11 protein-coding genes and 2 pseudogenes are annotated in these 17800 nt (G+C 69.9%); 6 read left to right on the forward strand and 7 right to left on the reverse strand.

Annotation, left to right across the window (positions count from 1 at the left end):
• Window positions 1-52 precede the first annotated feature (52 nt).
• Both O3I_RS40810 and O3I_RS40815 read left to right on the forward strand, forming a co-directional pair.
• A complete protein-coding gene (locus O3I_RS40810) occupies window positions 53-4477 on the forward strand; it encodes an alpha-(1->3)-arabinofuranosyltransferase (RefSeq protein ID WP_237748436.1) in 4425 nt (1474 codons plus the stop codon).
• Between the two features lie 86 nt (window positions 4478-4563).
• Window positions 4564-5037 carry a DinB family protein gene (locus tag O3I_RS40815; protein ID WP_014988934.1) on the forward strand — a complete coding sequence of 158 codons (474 nt, stop codon included), beginning with the start codon at window positions 4564-4566 and terminating at the stop codon, window positions 5035-5037.
• A gap of 37 nt (window positions 5038-5074) precedes the next feature.
• Here the strand turns inward: O3I_RS40815 and O3I_RS40820 are convergent, their stop codons facing one another.
• Window positions 5075-6283 (reverse strand): acyltransferase family protein, encoded by a 1209-nt coding sequence (locus O3I_RS40820; protein WP_014988935.1) that lies wholly within the window; start codon window positions 6281-6283, stop codon window positions 5075-5077.
• Window positions 6284-6489: 206 nt separating this feature from the next.
• Between O3I_RS40820 and O3I_RS40825 the strand changes: the two genes are divergently transcribed.
• Window positions 6490-7635, forward strand: a complete 1146-nt coding sequence (locus tag O3I_RS40825; protein WP_041563190.1) for a DUF3068 domain-containing protein — start codon at window positions 6490-6492, stop codon at window positions 7633-7635.
• Between the two features lie 44 nt (window positions 7636-7679).
• Here the strand turns inward: O3I_RS40825 and O3I_RS40830 are convergent.
• From O3I_RS40830 to O3I_RS40840, 3 genes and pseudogenes are all read right to left on the reverse strand, one after another.
• A pseudogene (locus O3I_RS40830) lies at window positions 7680-8028 on the reverse strand (VOC family protein).
• Between the two features lie 531 nt (window positions 8029-8559).
• A complete protein-coding gene (locus O3I_RS40835) occupies window positions 8560-8964 on the reverse strand; it encodes a hypothetical protein (protein WP_014988938.1) in 405 nt (134 codons plus the stop codon).
• Between the two features lie 373 nt (window positions 8965-9337).
• The gene (locus O3I_RS40840; protein ID WP_051066858.1) at window positions 9338-10570 is read right to left on the reverse strand and encodes a polysaccharide biosynthesis protein; all 1233 of its coding nucleotides are present in this window, start codon (window positions 10568-10570) and stop codon (window positions 9338-9340) included.
• A gap of 148 nt (window positions 10571-10718) precedes the next feature.
• Here O3I_RS40840 and O3I_RS47130 point away from each other — a divergent pair.
• Window positions 10719-11852 (forward strand): annotated as a pseudogene (locus tag O3I_RS47130) (hypothetical protein); the annotation flags it as partial.
• A gap of 1362 nt (window positions 11853-13214) precedes the next feature.
• Here O3I_RS47130 and O3I_RS40850 read toward each other — a convergent pair.
• On the reverse strand, window positions 13215-14387 hold the full coding sequence (locus O3I_RS40850; RefSeq protein WP_014988941.1) for a glycosyltransferase family 4 protein: 1173 nt from the start codon (window positions 14385-14387) through the stop codon (window positions 13215-13217).
• Between the two features lie 221 nt (window positions 14388-14608).
• On the opposite strand from O3I_RS40850, the gene O3I_RS40855 reads away from it, so the two are divergent.
• Window positions 14609-15394 (forward strand): class I SAM-dependent methyltransferase, encoded by a 786-nt coding sequence (locus tag O3I_RS40855; RefSeq protein ID WP_014988942.1) that lies wholly within the window; start codon window positions 14609-14611, stop codon window positions 15392-15394.
• Between the two features lie 25 nt (window positions 15395-15419).
• Here the strand turns inward: O3I_RS40855 and O3I_RS40860 are convergent, their stop codons facing one another.
• The gene (locus tag O3I_RS40860) at window positions 15420-15722 is read right to left on the reverse strand and encodes a hypothetical protein (protein ID WP_014988943.1); all 303 of its coding nucleotides are present in this window, start codon (window positions 15720-15722) and stop codon (window positions 15420-15422) included.
• 210 nt (window positions 15723-15932) lie between these two features.
• On the opposite strand from O3I_RS40860, the gene O3I_RS40865 reads away from it, so the two are divergent.
• Window positions 15933-17378 carry an aldehyde dehydrogenase gene (locus tag O3I_RS40865; RefSeq protein WP_014988944.1) on the forward strand — a complete coding sequence of 482 codons (1446 nt, stop codon included), beginning with the start codon at window positions 15933-15935 and terminating at the stop codon, window positions 17376-17378.
• Window positions 17379-17406: 28 nt separating this feature from the next.
• Here O3I_RS40865 and O3I_RS40870 read toward each other — a convergent pair whose 3' ends face one another.
• Window positions 17407-17610, reverse strand: coding sequence for a hypothetical protein (locus O3I_RS40870; RefSeq protein ID WP_014988945.1), 204 nt, complete (start codon window positions 17608-17610; stop codon window positions 17407-17409).
• Window positions 17611-17800 lie beyond the last annotated feature (190 nt).

Below are 17800 nucleotides of genomic sequence, written 5' to 3' on the forward strand. Positions count from 1 at the left end.
CGCCGACTCGCTCGCACCGGCCGCGGCGTCGCGGCGGCACAGTACTGCGCCGCTGGGTAGACGCTGGTTCGCCGGAACCGTTCTCGCCGCGTTTCTGCTGACCTTTCTGCAGGCTCCCGGGCGCACGGTCGCGGACACCAAATACGACCTGGCGCAGAACCCGCTGGGTTTCCTCGAACGCGCCAGCCATCTGTGGAGCAGCCAGGCTCCGATGGGCCAGGTGCAGAACCAGGCGTACGGGTACTTCTTCCCGCACGGCGCCTTCTTCTCGGCCGGACATGCGCTCGGCGTGCCGGCCTGGGCGACCCAGCGGATCTGGTGGGCGCTGCTGCTGCTCGCCGGATTCTGGGGCATCGTCCGGCTGTGCGAGACCCTCGGCATCGGCACTCGCGGCTCCCGGATCGTCGCGGCGCTCGCCTTCGCGCTCTCGCCGCGCGTGCTCACGACGCTGGGCTCGATCTCCTCCGAAACCCTGCCGATGATGCTGGCCCCGTGGGTGCTGCTCGCGCCGGCCGCCCTCGGGCTCCGCGGTCGCGCCCGGCGGCGCGGCGGGGCCGTCTCCCCCGCGGGCAGCGCGCTCGCGCTGGCCCTGATGGGGTCGGTCAACGCGGTCGCGACGGTCGCCGCGTTCCTGCCCGCGCTGCTCTGGTGGGGTTCCTACCGGCCCAATCGCGAATGGTGGCGGTTCACCCGAGCCTGGGTGCCGCTGCTGGTGCTCGCCACGTTCTGGTGGGCGGTGCCGTTGCTCCTGCTGGGCAAGGTGAGCCCGCCGTTCCTGGACTACATCGAATCCTCCGGCGTGACAACGCAATGGGCCTCGCTCGCCGAGGTGTTGCGCGGCACGGACAGCTGGACGCCGTTCGTCTCGCCGGAACGCATCGCGGGCGCGGTCCTGGTGACCCAGCCTGCCGCGGTACTCGCCACCGGGCTGCTCGCCGCGGCGGGCATGGCCGGGCTTGCCCTGCGGTCCATGCCGTACCGGGGACGGCTCGCGCTCATCCTCTGCGTCGGCCTGGTCGGCATCTGCGCGGGCTACGTCGGTGAGCTGGGCGGTCCGTTCGCCGAATCGGTGCGGCTGTTCCTGGACTCCGGCGGCGCGCCGCTGCGCAACGTACACAAACTCGAGCCGCTGATCCGAATTCCCTTGGTACTCGGCCTCGCCCAGCTGCTGGCCCGGGTGCCGCTGCCGGCCTCGGTGCCGATGCCGGTGTGGCGCAGCGCGTTCGCCCATCCCGAGCGGGACCGGGTGGTCGCCGTCGCCGCCCTGGTGCTGACCGCGCTGACCCTGGCCACGTCGCTGGCCTGGACCGGCCGGCTGGCACCGCGCGGCGCCTACGACCGGGTGCCCGCGTACTGGGAGCAGACCGCGCAGTGGTTGCACGACAACGCCGCCGACACCCGAGCGCTGGTCGTGCCCGGTGCGCCGTTCGGCAGCCAGGTCTGGGGGCTGACCCGGGACGAACCGTTGCAGGCCTTGGCGAGCACGCCGTGGGCGGTCCGGGACTCGGTGCCGCTGAACCCGCCGGGCACCATCCGCGCCATGGATTCGGTGCAGCGACTGATCGCCGACGGCAGGCCGTCCACCGGCCTGGCCCGCACACTGGCCGGACAGGGCATCGGAATCCTGGTGCTGCGCAACGACCTCGACGCCGAGACCTCGCGCTCGACCCGGCCGATGCTGGCGCACCGGGCGATCGAGGGTTCGCCGGGCTTGACCAAGGTCGCCGAATTCGGCGCACCGATCGAATCTGCGGTCATCGCCGAAGATCTCGTCGCCGACGGCGATCTGCGCCCCGCTTACCCGGCGGTCGAGATCTATCGCGTGGGCGCTCCGGCGCCGGGCACGCCTGCCGAAGTGCGCAGCGGAGCCGGTGCGCCGCAATCGTTCCCGGGTGCGTACACGGTGCCGCTCGATACGATGCCGGTCGTCCAAGGCGGGCCCGAGGTGCTCGAACGTCTGCGCCGCGATCCCGGCACGGCCGATACCCCGGCTTTGCTCGCCGCCGACGCGGTGCGGGCGGGGCTGCCGATCGGACCGCTGACCGTCACCGACACCCCGATGGATCGCGAGGCCGACTTCGGCCGGGTGGACAACCACAATTCGGCGCTGCGCGCGCCCGGCGACGCCCGCCGCACGCACAACCTGGTGCCCGACTACCCGGTCGACGGCGCGGAACCGGTGCGCGGGGAGTGGTCGGGGGCGACCGTCACGGCGTCCAGCTCCGCCGCCGATGCCACGCAACTCGGCGGTGCCGCGCCGGGTAGCTCGACCGCCGCCGCCGTCGACGGCGATCCGGCGACCGCCTGGGTCAGCAACGGCACCGAACACGCACTGGGCCAGTGGCTCCGGCTCGAGCTGGACCAGCCGGTCAAGGCCGGGCAGCTCACCTTCAGCACCAGCGCGGCCGCCATCGGCGACCCGGTGAAATGGGTGGAGGTACGCACGGCGAACGGCACCGTGACGACCAGGATTCCCGAACCCGGTACGCCGGTGTCGGTTTCGCTGCCCGCGGGCAAGACCACCTGGGTCACCATCACCGCCGTCCGCACCGAAACCGGCAAGCGCGGCGGGCAGTTCGGCATCAGCGAGCTGACACTGGACGACTACTCCGTGCGCGACCAGCCGGTCCGCGTCGACATCCGGCACCGGACCGTGCTGCCGCCGACGCAGCCCGGAGCACAAGTGCGCGGCTGGGACCTCGGGCAGGAATTCCCCGGTCGCAGTGGCTGTTTCGATTCGCCGAACCGGGTGCGCTGCAGCAAGGGACTGGCCTTGGCACCGGAGGAGCCCGGCACGTTCCAGCGCACCCTCTCGGTGCCGGAGCCGATGTCGGTGACACCCGAACTGACCGTCCGCACTCGACAGGGCCCGGCGCTGGAGGCGCTGCTCACCGACCCCGACCGGCCGGTCGCCCGCGGCCAGGCCGACGTGGGGGACCTGCGCGGAGCGGCGTTCGCGGCGACGGACGGCGATCCGCGTACCAGCTGGACCGCGCCGGAGGACTCGGTGCGCGCGCTGACCGGCCCGAAACCCACACTGACACTCGAACTTCCCGAACCCGCGCTGGTGACGGGCCTCGACCTGACGCCGCCGCTGGGTGGACTCCCGGCCACGCCCACCGCCGTGGTGGTGAACCTGGGCGACGGACCGCAGGTGCGGGAACTGGAACCGGGCGACCCCGGCACCCCGCGCCGGATCTCGCTGCACCCCACCGTGACCGATCGCATCGAACTCAGTCTGCAATCCTGGCGGCCGGTGCTCGACCAGACCGCGCTCGGCTTCGTACTCTCGCAACCGCCCGGTCTGGCCGAGGTCGAGGTGCTCGGCCCCGGCTACCCGGCCCCCGCACCACTGGACCGAGAGATCACCGTCCCCTGCGCGCTCGGACCGACGATCACCGTCGACGGGCAGATCCGCCAGACCTCGGTCACCGCCACCGCGGACGAGCTGCGCTCCGGCGCACCGGTTCCCGCGCGGGTGTGCCCGGACGACGCCGCGCCGCAGTCCGATTCCGGCGCGCTCGGGCTGGCACCGGGCCGGGCGGATGTCACCGTCGGCCCGACCGACCTGTTCTTCGTCGACCGGCTTCGCCTGGACCGCACCGATTTAACTGCCGCGGACCCGGCGGACCGCAGCACCCGCGTGCTGGTGCTGCCGCTGAGCACGAACGTCGGCTGGCAAGCGAAAACGGCCGACGGGCGTGCGCTGGAGCCCGTGGTCGTCGACGGCTGGCAGCAGGCCTGGCTGGTCCCGGCCGACGCGCGCGGGTCCGTCACGGTGTCGTTCCCGATCGACCGCTGGTATCGCCTCGGGATCTTCGGCGGGCTGCTGCTCTTGCTCCCGCTGTTCTTCCTCGCGATTCCTCGCCGTACGCGTACTTCGGAAAAGGCTGCCGCCCAGGGGGATACCGCGCCCGAAAACACCGCCGCACCGGACTCCGAAGTGCCGGACACCACGCCCAACACAGGCGCGCCATCGAAAACCGGTGCCGACGTACCGGACCCGACGACCCACACAGCGGCGACGCCGGAAGCCGATGCCGACCCGTCGGACACCGCGCGCGATACCACCGCGACACTGAGAGCGGGTGCCGACGAACCCCACATCCCGCGCGACACAGCCGCATCACCGAAAGCCCCTGCCGACGAGCCGGATTCCGCGCCGCGCACGTGGGGCACCCGCTGGCTCGGGGCGCTCGGGCTCGCCGCGGCCGCGACGGTGATCGCCGGTCCGGTCGGAACCTTGCTCACCGCAGGCACACTCGCGGCCGTCCGGTTCCGTCCCCGATATGCGGCGCGTGCGCTGGTCGTCGTCGCGGGCGTCGGCACCGTGCTGTCGGCGGCGGTGCTGTCCACCGGGCCGTGGCGCTCCGGCGACGGCTATCTCGGCGGCTCGCTCTGGGCACAGTTGCCCGCGCTGCTCGCCGTGGTCGCCGTCGGAGTCGCGGCGCTGCCGCCCGCACGCCGGAAGAACTGACCGGCCGGGTATCGATTCAGGCTGCGGCGCAACGGACCTCGTTGCTAATGTGGCCCGGCGTGGACACCTGTGCAGAATGTGGTTTCGTGTACGACCTGACCCGCGCGACCGACGTGGCGTCACTGGCCACCGAGCACGCCGTCGAATACGCCGACCTGCTCCTCACCGATTCGCCGAAACTACGGCAACGCCCGGCGCCCGAGGTGTGGTCGCCGCTCGAATACGCCTGTCACATGCGCGATGTGCTGTTCGTGCAACGCGAACGCGCGCTCGCCGCCCGCCGCTGGGACACCCCGGAAGCGACGCCGATGGGCCGCGACGAACGCGTCGAGCACGACGGCTACGCGGATCAGCGTCCGTCGGATGTCGGCAGGCAGCTCCGCGACGCCGCGCAGCTGTTCGCCAACGTGCTGGACCGGTTGAAGGACGAGGACTGGGAGCGCACCCTGATCTACAGCTTCCCGCAGCGCCAGGAACGTTCGGTGCGCTGGCTCGCGCTGCACACCCTGCACGAATTGCGCCATCATCTGCGCGATATGCACCTCCAGCTGGACAGCTGACGCGCGGCTGGACAGCTGGCGCGCAAGGCAATCCGGCTCACGGGGCGGCGAGCCGGTCCTCTTCCTCGAGTTCGCGCGGCGGCTTCGGGCGGTCCCAGCGCCGCATCCACTGCCGGGCAGGCTCCTCGATCAACGCATAGCTGGCCGCGGCCACGGGCAAGGTCAGCGCGATGGTGAGCACGAGGACGTAGCCGAAATCGCCGGCGAACGGCAGGATCCCGAAGACCGGGAAGACCACCGAGAGCACCGCGAGATGCCAGATGAAGATGCCGTAGGACCAGCGCCCGACGGTCGCGGCCACCCGGGACTCCAGCCACCGGTGCGACCGGCCCGGCGCACCGAGTACCAGCGGGGCTAGCAGGGTGAAGCCGATGATCGCGCCGAGACCCATCTTCGCCGCGTACTGCCACGGCTGCGCGTGGGTCAGTCCGGCGGGGCCCGCGACATCGGTCGCCGAGACGCCGAACGCGACCGCCGCGACCGCCCACATCAGCGGCTGATTCCCCGCCACCCGCCAACCTTTCGATAGCTTTTCGCTATGAAGTGACAGTTCGGCCAGCACCATTCCCATCGCGAACCACGGCAGATATGCGGGCAGCCAATTATCGGAATGGATGGCATCGGGGGTCGGCACCGGAATGAAGTTCCAGCCCAGGCACACCGCCGCGAATACGAGCAACACCGGAACCCGGTACCGAGCGGCGTTCCCGCGCAACCACACCAGGGCGAACGCGAGCAACGGCAGCACCAGATAGAAGGCCACCTCCACCGAGAGGCTCCACATCTGGGTCAGCCCATCGGTCAGCGTCAACGGCACGAATACCTGCAGCAGCGCCAGATTCGACACCCACACGCGCAGGCCCGCGGTCCCGGCCGCACCGGGCAGCAGCACCAGCACCGCGATCACCACCACCCAGTACGCGGGCAGAATGCGCGCGGCGCGATGCCGGAGGTAGTAGCCCACCGACGGGGCCGGTCCCAGCCCGCGCGCCCCCGTCGCGTGCGGACGCCACAGCAGGAAACCGGAGAGCGCGAAGAACACCGCGACCGCCATGTCGAACCGTCCCCAGACCCGTCCGAGCACGGGGGTATTGGCCGCACCGGTCTGAAAAGCTACGTGCGTCAACAACACTCCGAGCGCGGCCAATCCGCGCATACCTTCCAGCGCGGGGAGAAATGCGCGCGCGGGCACGGATTCCGCGGCCGGTGGAACGGTCGTGTCGGCGGTGGGCAGCGTTGCGGTCATCGGGCTCCAGTCTGCCTTGCCGATTTTCAGGTGATAACTCTACGTTTCACATTTCGCGCTAAACTCGGGCGATTTCTCGGCCGTTTCCGGCCTCGACGCCGCATGGTACGACATCGGACTGTTAGTGTCGGGGCTCACGAGTGCCACGGGGGTTGAACCCGGGGCACTCGCCGGAACGACCCTGTTCTACGACGAGGAGAGTTTGCATGGCACTGAGTGCCGGAACCAGAAGGACGGTGGCCTGCCTGCTCGTGGGTCTCGGCGCGTTGCTGATCGTCGCCGCGCTGATGATCCCGACATACACCGTCGGCAAACTGGCGAAGACTCCTCTCGATCTCGAGATCACCACGATCGCGACCAACCAACCCGGTGAAGAGAGTCTCGTGCTGGACTCCAAGTCGCTCACCGGCGACGGCGTCGCGAAGATCGACAAGGACGTCAACCTGGTCTCGCAGCGCTTCCTCACCGTCGAAGAGCCCTCCGATGCCTCCGAGATGACGGTGCAGGCGGGTTCGACGTTGCGGCGCACCGACAAGCAGGGCGACACCGGCCTGCTGACCGCGACCATCGACCGCGTCACCATCGACCGCAAGACCGGTGAGCCGGTCGACAAGGAGCCGAACGGCTCGATCGCGGTCACGGTGAACAAGGAGATGCAGTCGGTCGCCGACCCGGTGCAGCACACCGGCCTGCAGTACCGCTTCCCGATCGGTACCGAGAAGAAGACCTACCCGTACTTCGATCTCAACGTGCGCAAGACCTACGACATCAACTTCGTCGAGGAAACCGAGATCAACAGCCTGAAGGTCTACCACTTCCAGCAGACCATCCCGGCGACCAACCTCTACGACGTGGTGCCCGCGCCGACCAACAAGCTGACCTTCCCGGCCGCCAAGTGGGGCGTCGAGGGCGAGGGCGACGTCACCATGGCCCGCTGGTACAGCAACACCCGCGACGTGTGGGTCGAGCCGGAGACCGGCACCGTGATCAAGGGTGGCGAGCAGCTGCACCTGTTCTACGCGCGCTCCGGCGACAAGCCCGAGGTCAGCGCGCTGAAGTCGCATATCGTCTTCAACGAGAACACCATCGAGTCGCAGATCGCGGTGGCCAAGGAGAACATCGACAAGCTGTCGCTGTACGGCCGGATCATGCCGATCATCCTCGGTGTGCTCGGCGTGATCGCGTTGATCGTGGGCGTGATCCTCGGCGTGCGCGGCGGCTCCGCGGCCGCCCCGGCGGGCAGCGGCGGGCCGTTGAACCGGCGCTCCGGTGGTTCGGCCGCGGCCGGTGGGACGCGGCCGGTGGACAACGATCCGCCGACCGAACAGATCAAGATCACGAAACAACCGTGATGTAGCACCGTGATTCGGCCCCCGGTCCTCGACCGGGGGCCGTTTCATTTGTAGGCCACCGGGTGTCGCGGTTCGTAGAGCAACATCGTGCCCGCGCCCGGCACCCGCAGGTCGATACACCGGCCGAAGCCGCGATCGACGATCTCACCCGCGAATTCCGCACCACGACCGGCCAATTCGGCGACGGTCTGCGCCAGGTCGTCACACATCAGCGAAATCTCGTGCACCGGCGCGCCGTCGGTCGGATGCACACCGAGTTCGCTCGGACCGGTCCCGAAAATCAACCAGCCCCCGTGCGCATCCACATGCGGCCAGCGCAGCACGTCACGGAAAAAAAGCCCGCGCCGCCTCCGGATCCGTCGCGTACACCAGCGTGTGCACAGCAGTGATCATGCGCGCCATCGTAGGCCAAAGCCGCTTTCACCAGGGGCGATACGCTGTGCGGGGTGGTTACCGAGCGAGTACCCGGGGGCACCGTCGGCCACCCCGCGACATCGCCGGCCATGCACCGGGGCCGCGCCGAAGTCTGGACCATCGCCGAACGCAGACCGCCGGCACCATAGGCGCCTCGTCGAGTTCGACGGACGGCTCGGCATGCTCTGTGCCGCAAGTCCGCAGTCGAACCCGCAACACAGCCGATCCGGTGCCTCGGTCAGCCAGCGCCGAGTACGACTCTCGTCTCGGCATGCGCTGTACCGCAAGTCCGCAATGGAACCCGCGACACAGCTGGCCCCGCCCATCCGTCAACCGACGCCGAACCCGACGGACAGCACGACACGCGCTGTGCCGCAGGTCCACAGTGGGAACCCCCAACACAGCCGATCCGTCCATCCGTCACGCGACGCCGAACCCGATGGACGGCACGGCACGCGCTGTGCCGCGGGTCCGGAGAGGAGCCCGCGGCACAGTCGGTCCGGTGCATGGTCAGGCGGCGTCGAGGGCCGCGACGATCTTGCGGGCCATTGCCGCGACGGCGGGGGCGGGCGTGCCCTTGCCGAACTGGGCCGCGTCGACGGCGACCAGGACGGTGTCGCGGAAGTTGCCCGCCTCGGCCGGGTACTGCTCGCCGAGCAGGTGCATGGCCGCGGTCAGGGCGGGCAGCACCTGGTCGGCGAGTTCGGCGACGGACTTGCCGGGCAGGTGGATGTCCCGGGACTTGGCTGCGAGCACATGGCCGACCAGGCCGGTCGCGGACGTCAAGGCGGTGGAGCCCTGCGCGATGCCCTTGTGCGGCGCGCCGGCGGCCGCGATCAGCGATACCGCGCCGTAGGCGGCGGTGCGCAGGGTGGCCTTGTCCTGGTCGGTCAGGGTGCTGGTGATGGTGCTCATGTCTGGTACTCCTCGAAATCGTTTGTGGCAGTGGTCGGAACCCCGTTGGCGCCGGCCGCTTTGTTCGATGGATGTACTTTCGCCGGGTCGCCTGACACCGCCCTGACAGCCACCTGACACTGCCGCTGACACCGAGCGGGCGGACGCCGACCTTGCGCGGGAGGTGTCGGCGCTCACCTCATGCCACCCCGCACACCTCACACCATCACGCGCACCTCACGTCACCGTGCGCTCATGCCACCGCGCACACCTCTCACCTCACCCCGCGCACCTATTGTCACCCCGCGCGCGTGTCAGCTGAACGACATGCGCGCGGGATGACAGGAAGTGCGCGGGGCGGGGAGGCGTTGCCGCCGTAGTTATCTCGGAGGCGTCAGTGGGTCTGGTGGCGGTCGCGTGCTGCGGTGTGCAGGACGATGGCCGCGACCACGAGGGTCGTGGTGGCGGCGCATGCGGCGGCGGTGGTGATGAGGGCGGGTATCGAGCGGGCGAACGCGACCATCAGCGTCACCTCGATTGCCAGGCCCAACCAGGTCAGGGCGGCGAGGGCGGTGCGGTCGACGGCGATGGCGGACAGCATCGCGCCCTGGAGCACGGCGAGGATCGCACCGTGCAAGGCGAACAGCCACAGCAGTCCTTGAATGGGGGCGTAGTCCTGGCCCGCCAGCACGGGCGCGATCGGTGCGGCCAGGGCGGCGCACAGCACGGCGGCGATGCCGATGCCGGACAGCACGGCCAGCGCCGAGCGGATCGCGCGCGCCGAATGGGTCGGCTGCGCCATCCGCGGGTACAGCACCACACCGACCGCCTGCGGCAACCAGAACGCGATCTTGGCCGCGATGGTGCCCAGCGCGTAACGGCTGGCGTCCGCGTCGTCCAGGACCATGCGGACGACGATCAGATCGGCGGAGGACAGTGCCATCAGCGCCGCCTGCACCTGCGCGGCCCGCAGCACCGGTAGCACCCCGATGGCCTGCACCACTTCGTCTTCGTCCACGTCGGCGGTGCGGTCGCGCGGGGCGGGCGAGCCCGCGACGAACCTGGCGAACGCCGCCGCCACCGCGATACCCGCCGCCGCCGCGGTCAGTGCGGGCGCCGCGCCACCCCCAGCGGCGAGCACGACGAGCGCGGGCGCGACCCTGGCGATACCAGCCGCGCCGAGCACGACGCCCAACGCCCGAAACCGCCTGCCGCCCTGCAACACTCCCTGTTCACCGGACAGCAGCACCAGGGCTGGGGCCGCGCACAACGCCGCGGCGCAGGCGGCGACGCCGACATTCAACGCCGCGGTCACCACCGGAATCAGCAAGGCGACGACCACCGCCACGATCACCGCGCACCGCCACTGCAACCCGCGCAACGCGGCGGCACTCGCGCCCCGGACCAGTTCCCTCGCCACCACGTTCTGCAAGGCCAGCGCGGGCACCGCACACAGCAGCTGCACCGCGAGCAGGCTCGCGAACTCGCTGTATCCGGCGACGCCCAGCCATCGCCCCGCCAGCAGCTGCAACAGGTAGCCGGCCACGTTGGCGGTCATCGCACCCGCCGTCACCAACGTCAGATCCGCCACCACAGGAAACCGACGGACCGCAGACACGCTCGTCATCGTCCCACCCGGCGGCTCCTCGGCGGCTGCGCACCCCCTGGTCGCGCGTGTTCATGATCAGGAGGAACCGGTGGCGGCATCGTTCGAGTAACCGCCGCGGTCAGTTCCCCCTGATCATGAACGCGTCCGCCGAGGATGCCGCGACGTAATGGACGTAGGGTGCACAAGCGTGAACGCGAGCGAGCCGAGGGAGCCCGGGCGGTGGGGGAAGTTCGTCCCCGCCGGGTACAGCGCGGTGCTCACGCTGCTCATCATGGGACCGCTCCTGGGTCCGGGATATCTGTTGCTGCGCGACGCGGTGAGTACCCCACGTTCCTATCTCACCGGCTCCGCCCTCGGACTCGGTGACGCGGCCCCGCGCGCGGTCCCGCAGGACGCGATGCTCGCGGTGCTGTCGCCGCTGCTCGACGGCGGCCTCATCGTCAAAGCGATCCTGCTCCTCGCGCTGTGGGCGGCCGGTTACGGTGCCGCCGTACTGGTTCGCGAACTTCTCCACGCACCCGTGCCCGCTCAACTCGTCGCGAGCACCGTCGCACTCTGGAATCCCTACCTCGCCGAACGACTCCTCCAAGGCCACTGGAGCCTGCTCACCGGCTACGCCGCCCTCCCCTGGATCATCCTGGCCGCCAACCGCATTCGCGTTCCGATGCGCTGTGGTCCAGCACCTGGGACATCCGTCGGCTGGTTTGCTGCACTGCGGAATTGGGCCGGGTTGGCGGGGGCGCTCGCGGCGGCGGGACTTACGCCGACCGGTGCGGTGCTCGGGGCGGTGACCGCGCTGGTGGTGGTCGGGCGGCGGCGGTTCGCCGGGGTCGCGGTGCTGGTCGCGCTCGCGTCCGTGCCGTGGTTGCTGGCGACCGCGGTGTCCGGGTCCGGGAGCGAGCCGTCGGATCCGGCGGGGATCGCGGCGTTCGCCGCTCGGGCCGAGCCCGGTCTCGGCACGCTGGGGAGCCTGGCGGGTCTCGGCGGGATCTGGAACGGGGACGCGGTACCGGCCACGCGGACAACGTTGCTCGCGTTGATCGGGACCCTCCTGTTGCTCGCCATCGTCGCCACCGGTCTGCGCTCGGTCTGGACTGCGCAGGGCAACCGCTACGTGCTCCGGGCGCTCGTCGTCGTCGCGGCACTTGCGATCCTGCTGCCCGCCCTCGGCGCCACCCCTTGGGGCATGCACCTGCTGGAATGGCTCGTCGCCCACGTCCCCGGCACCGGATTGCTCCGCGACACACAGAAATACGTCGCACTCGCCGTGCCCGCCTACGCCCTGTGCGCCGCCGCAAGCTGCACGCTGCTCGCCGCCCGCTGCCACTCCGCCCGGAACGAGCAATCGCCCGGTACAACTGCGGCCCAACGAATCCCATCCGGCGCCAGTCCGTCAACCCTCGACCCCGAACGTGCCGAGGGCGCACCGGCAACAACTGACGCCATATCCCCAGTCAGCGCCCCCACACCTCCAGCCAGCGCAGCCACGACCAGCACAAGCACCGCCACGGCCCAAGGCAGTACCTGCACGGCCACCACCTCCGACACCGGCACCACCGCACCCGAGGCCGACACCGCGACAGCCGAGGACGCCGCATCCCACGCCGGCACAGCGGGGAGCGACGGGATCGCCCGTACCGCCACAACTCCGGACACCATCGGCCAGTCGCTGCGCGGCCGCGACGATCCGTTGCTGTCCGACACGCCACCCCCGGTCGACGCAGCCGACCACGCCACTGCGTCCGCTGCCTCGTCTCGCGTTGCCACGCCACACACCACTCCAGGCAGAGCGCTGACCCGCACGGTCGCAGGTGTTTTCATCGTTTTGCTGGTGCTGCCGCTGCTGGATCTCGCTTGGGGCGTGGGAGGGGCGTTGCGGCCGGTGCACTACCCCGCGGGGTGGGGGGAGGTTGCCGAGCGGGTGGATGGGCCGGGGGACGTTGCGGTGTTGCCGGGGGGAATGTTTCGGAAGTTCCGGTACAGCGGGACTGTCGCGGTGCTCGACCCGGCACCCCGCCTCCTGCCGCGCGACGTGTTGCAGACCGGCGAGCTGCCGGTGCGCGGGCGCACGGTGGCCGGAGAGGGCACGCGGGCTCGCACGGTGGAAGGTTTGCTCCTGCACGGTGGTTCGGCTGCGGAGCTGGCCGGGCAGGGCGTCGGCTGGGTGCTGCTGGAACGCGGTACTCCCGGCCCGCTCGGCGAATCGAAAACCACACTCGCGCAACTGGATCAGGTGTACACCGACACCGACCTCACGTTGTACCGCGTGCCCGGCCCGATCGACGAGCGCACGGGCTCCCCCTCGAATCGCCTACTGGTCATCGCCGCCCATCTCCTTTGGGCCGCACTACTTCTCGGCGGCGTGCTCCTTGCAGTCCTGGCGCGCACCCTCGCACCGAGACCCCTGCACCTCAGGACACGCGCATCACGTTCTTAGCTGAGCAATTCCAGCCCCGCGCAGAACCACCAGCAGTACTTACGAAGAGGTCACGCACGCAGTCGCACAGCCTGCGCCCCACTCGATCGCCCGCGGCACCAAACGGGCCAGGCCGTTGACCACCGAAAAGCCCACGGCACCACCACGAACCACGCAACCGCCACGGGAAACGCGCGCCAAGTCTCGACGGGCAGACTCAGTCCCACACAATTCGCCCGCGCGAACTCAACCGACCGGGCGCGGGGCGATCAACCCCGACGTGCGCTCGCCGCGTGCGACTGCGGCCAGCACCTCGTACACCCCGTTACCCGTTTGCTCCCAGGAGAATTCCCGGGCGCGGGCCCGCGCCTTCTCGCCCATCACCGTGCGGGCGGCGTGGTCGCCGAGCAGTTCGCCTACTGCGTCGGACAATTGGGGGACGTCGTCTACCAGCAGTCCGGTGACGCCGTCGATGATCGAGTCGGTGAGACCGCGGGAACTGCGGTAGCCGATCGTGGGGACGCCGTGCTGCGCGGCTTCGATGACGGCGAGCCCCCAGCCTTCTTTACGCGAGGGCAGCACGTGCACCCAAGCGCGGGAGAGCAATTCGTGTTTGCGGCGTTCGTCGACGTGTCCGTGGAAGGTGAGGGCGTCGGCGATGCCGAGTCGCGCGGCGTCGGCTTTCAGGTTGTCGGCCCACCAGCCGTCGCCGATCACGTCGAGATGCAGGCCGGGGATTTCGGGGCGTAGTCGCGCGACGACCGCGAGCGCGTCCTCGATCTGCTTGTGCGGCACCAGCCGCGACAGCACCACGATGCGCGGGTTGTCCGTGCGGGTTTCGGCGGCGCCGGTCGGCGCGTCGGCGGGGACGGGTTCAGCGCCGTTGCGCACCACCGCGATCCGGGTCTGCTCGACGCCGAGGGTGGCGAGTTCCTCGGCCGAGGGCAGCGAAACGGTCAGGTATTGATTGCGCCGGTGTACGCGCGGCGAGAGTCGCGATTCGATCCACCAGCCGATCCGGCCGACCAGCCGCCCGGCGACCGGCCACTGTTCCCGATGGCCGTGATGCACCAGCACCACCGCCGGCGCCTTGGCGGCCGCGGTGGCGAAGAACGGGATGCCGTTCTGCGTGTCGATGATGGCGTCGGGTCGCACGTCGCGCAGCGGCCCGAGGCCGAGCCTGCCGAGCGCCATCGCGGCCAGTGCCCGCGGATAGACGGAGTAGCGCCCACCGGCCCGGCTGATGTCGATGCCGTCGAGGTGTTCACGCTTGGGCGCGCCCGGATAGCGAGCGGTGCGCAGGGTGACCTTGACACCGCGTGCCGCGAGCTGCGCGCCGACCTGCTCGAGGTAGCGTTCGCTGCCGCCGCCCTGCGGGTGCCCGGTGTCGCGCCAGCACAGCAGGAGGACTTCGCGCACGGTCGAGCTTCTCTCGGTCAGGTGGTCCCGGGTTCGGGAACGTCGGATATCGGGCTACACCCTAACCCGGCGACCCGCCGCGAAGCCGATCACCGGCGCATACGCAGGCACATGATCGGCAACCGCGCCGCGCCGGCCTGGTTATCGGCAGGCTTGCCCGCCCCGCGCGAGCGCAGGAGCGGACGACAGCTCCACAACACCGTTATGCGAGACTCGGCGCCGTGTTGAGAGCCGAAAAATCGCCCGCCGATGGCGCGGCCCCCCGGTTCGCGCGACGCGCGACGTTGCGCCGGTCGCTGCGCCTGCTCGGCAGTTTCCGGTTCGAGCAGTCCGATCCGGCGGTGTTCTACGGCGGCCTCGCCGAGGACAGCGCGGCGATGCTCGGCGATTTCTACACAGACCTCACCGGCCAGGATCTGACCGGGGCGACGATTCTCGATGTCGGCGGCGGGCCGGGCTACTTCGCCGACGAGTTCCGGCGCGCGGGCGCACGCTATATCCCGGTGGAACCGGACCCGTCCGAAATGCACGCGGCCGGTTTGTCTGCGGCGGGTGCGGTGCGCGGCTCGGGGATGGCGCTGCCGTTCCGCGATGACGCGGTGGACATCTGCTTTTCGTCCAATGTCGCCGAGCATGTACCGGACCCGTGGCTGATGGCGGACGAGATGGTGCGCGTGACGCGGCCGGGCGGGTTGATCGTGCTGTCGTACACGGTGTGGCTCGGCCCGTTCGGCGGGCACGAAACGGGACCGTGGCACTACCTCGGCGGCGAGTACGCGGCGCGGCGGTACCGGCGTAAGCAGGGGCGGGAACCGAAGAACCGATTCGGCAGGTCCTTGTTCGCGGTTCGTGCGGCGGACGGATTACGGTGGGCGGCAACGACTTCAGCCGACGTGCGCACCGTTTTCCCGCGCTACCATCCGCGCTGGGCGTGGTGGCTCGTGCGCATCCCGGCACTGCGGGAGTTACTGGTGAGCAATCTCGTCGTGGTCGCCACCAAGGCGTAGCGACGGTTCAGTGCGCGAAGGCGACTCAGTGCTCGAGCCACCCGCGCCGCCAGGTGCGCCTGCCGCACGGTTCGTGCAGCGGCCGGCTCCACGGCGATTCCTGGATCGCGAGACCGACGGTTTCCAGTGTGGTGAGACCGACCTGATCGGCTAAAGCCCCCACGACGGCTACTGCTTCAGCGGCTTGCATGGCTGCGGTTGCTTGCTCGATGGTCAGCGTGCGCCCCGGTAGGAAGGACACCACCCAGCCGCCCGCGCCGACGCTCTTCGCTTGATGTTCGGTCTGGTCGCTGGTCATCAGCGATCTGCCGACTACTTGCACCGCCATGACTCGGTCTCCCCAATTGCGGTATCGGTTCAGAAATCGAGCGAGCTGATCAGTAGCTAACAGCATCCTCTTTTCAGCAACAGAACGCAATAGTGCGTTCTACGAAAAGCGAACCGACAGGTTGGGATCCGTCCAGCTCAGCGCCGCCCTCCGCGCGCAGAACTGGAACAGGTTACAGACAACCGGACCACAAAACTGTAACGTGTTCTCATGCATTACGACAGCTTGTTCATCGGCGGCCGCTGGACTGCGCCGGCCTCCACCGAGCGCGTTCAGGTCATCTCGCCGGTCACGGTCGAGCCGGTGGGCAGCGTCCCCGCGGTCACCAGGGCCGACGTCGACGCGGCGGTCGCCGCCGCCCGGCACGCCTTCGACCACGGCCCGTGGCCCGCTACGCCGCCACAGGAGCGGGCCGAAGTACTCACCCGGGCCGCGCGGCTGATCGAGCAGCGTTCGGCCGAGCTGCTCGCCGCGCTCACCGCGGAAATGGGCGCACCGCAGATGATCGCCATGACGCTCAACCAGATTCCCGCGGTCGCCGCGCTGGACGCGTGCGCGGCACTCGCGAAGACGTTCCCCTGGAACGAGACTCGCACCGGACTCTTCGGCACCGCGCGGGTGAGCCGTGAGCCGCGCGGAGTCGTCGCGGCGGTCACCGCGTGGAATGTCCCGCTGTTCCTCGCCGCCAACAAGCTCGGACCGGCCTTGCTCGCCGGTTGCACCGTGGTGCTGAAACCCGCACCGCTGACACCGATCACGGCCAATCTGCTCGCCGACATCTTCACCGAGGCGGGCCTGCCCGAGGGCGTGCTCTCGGTGCTGCCCGCCGAACCCGAGGCCGCGGAGTACCTGGTTTCACATCCGGGCGTCGACAAGGTCACCTTCACCGGCAGCACCGCGGTCGGCCGGAAGATCGGCGCGATCGCCACCGGCCGGCTCAAGAGCGTGTCCCTGGAACTCGGCGGCAAGTCCGCGGCAATCCTGTTGCCGGACATGGACATCGCGGCCACCATTCCCGTGCTCGCCTTCTCCGGGCTGATGAACAGCGGGCAGGGTTGCGTCGCGCAGACCCGAATCCTCGCGCCGCGCAGTCGTTATGACGAGACCGTCGACGCGCTCGTCGCGCACGTGCGGACCATGCAGGTCGGCGATCCCGCGGACCCCGCGGTGCAGCTCGGCCCGCTGATCTCCGAGCGGCAGCGGGAACGGGTCGAGGGGTACATCGCGAAGGGCAAGGCGGAGGGCGCGCGCCTGGTGCTGGGCGGCGGCCGCCCTGAGGGTCTGGATCGGGGCTGGTTCGTCGAGCCGACCATCTTCGCCGATGTGGACAACAAGTCGACCATCGCGCAGGAGGAGATCTTCGGGCCGGTGCTGTCGGTGATCCCCTACGAGACCGAGGACGAGGCGGTGGCCATCGCCAACGACTCGGTCTACGGCCTGGCGGGCTCGGTCTGGACGACCGACGTCGAGCACGGTGCCGAGATTGCCGCGCGGGTGCGCACCGGCACCTACGCGATCAATTGGTATGCGTTCGACCCCAGCTCACCGTTCGGCGGCTACAAGAATTCCGGACTCGGCCGCGAGAACGGCCCCGAAGGGCTCGACTCGTTCTGCGAGCAGAAGTCGGTGCTCATGCCGATGGGGTGGACCGGCTAGCGGAACCCAGCCGGGACGTGGCGGCGCCTCAGTCCGTCGGCATGACCACCCGCAGGACCGGCTCGCTCTCGCGGCCGGTCAGGCCCGGCGCGTCGACGATCTCGACGCGCCATCCCGGCGGCAGGACGGCCTGCAGGCGCCCGGCGGCGCGGCGCAAGGGCGTGCTGAGCGTGGCCAGCTCGAAGCCGGTCACCAGGGGCGCGATGGACGCGCCCGTCTCCAGATCGGTCATGCTCCAACCACCTCTCGCGCGTCGATCTCATCGTCTTGCCGCAGCGCGGGAATTCGATGTCGATAGGGAAGTAGTTCAGTCGATCAGTTAACGGTTAGCAATCGGACTGGCAGGTCATGAGACCAAGAACACTGCAAGCATAAGCCACCTGTGCGCAAACCTCACACATCAGGCAACTACCCCATGCCGC

This window comes from Nocardia brasiliensis ATCC 700358, from assembly GCF_000250675.2.
Taxonomy (GTDB): Bacteria; Actinomycetota; Actinomycetes; order Mycobacteriales; family Mycobacteriaceae; genus Nocardia; species Nocardia brasiliensis_B.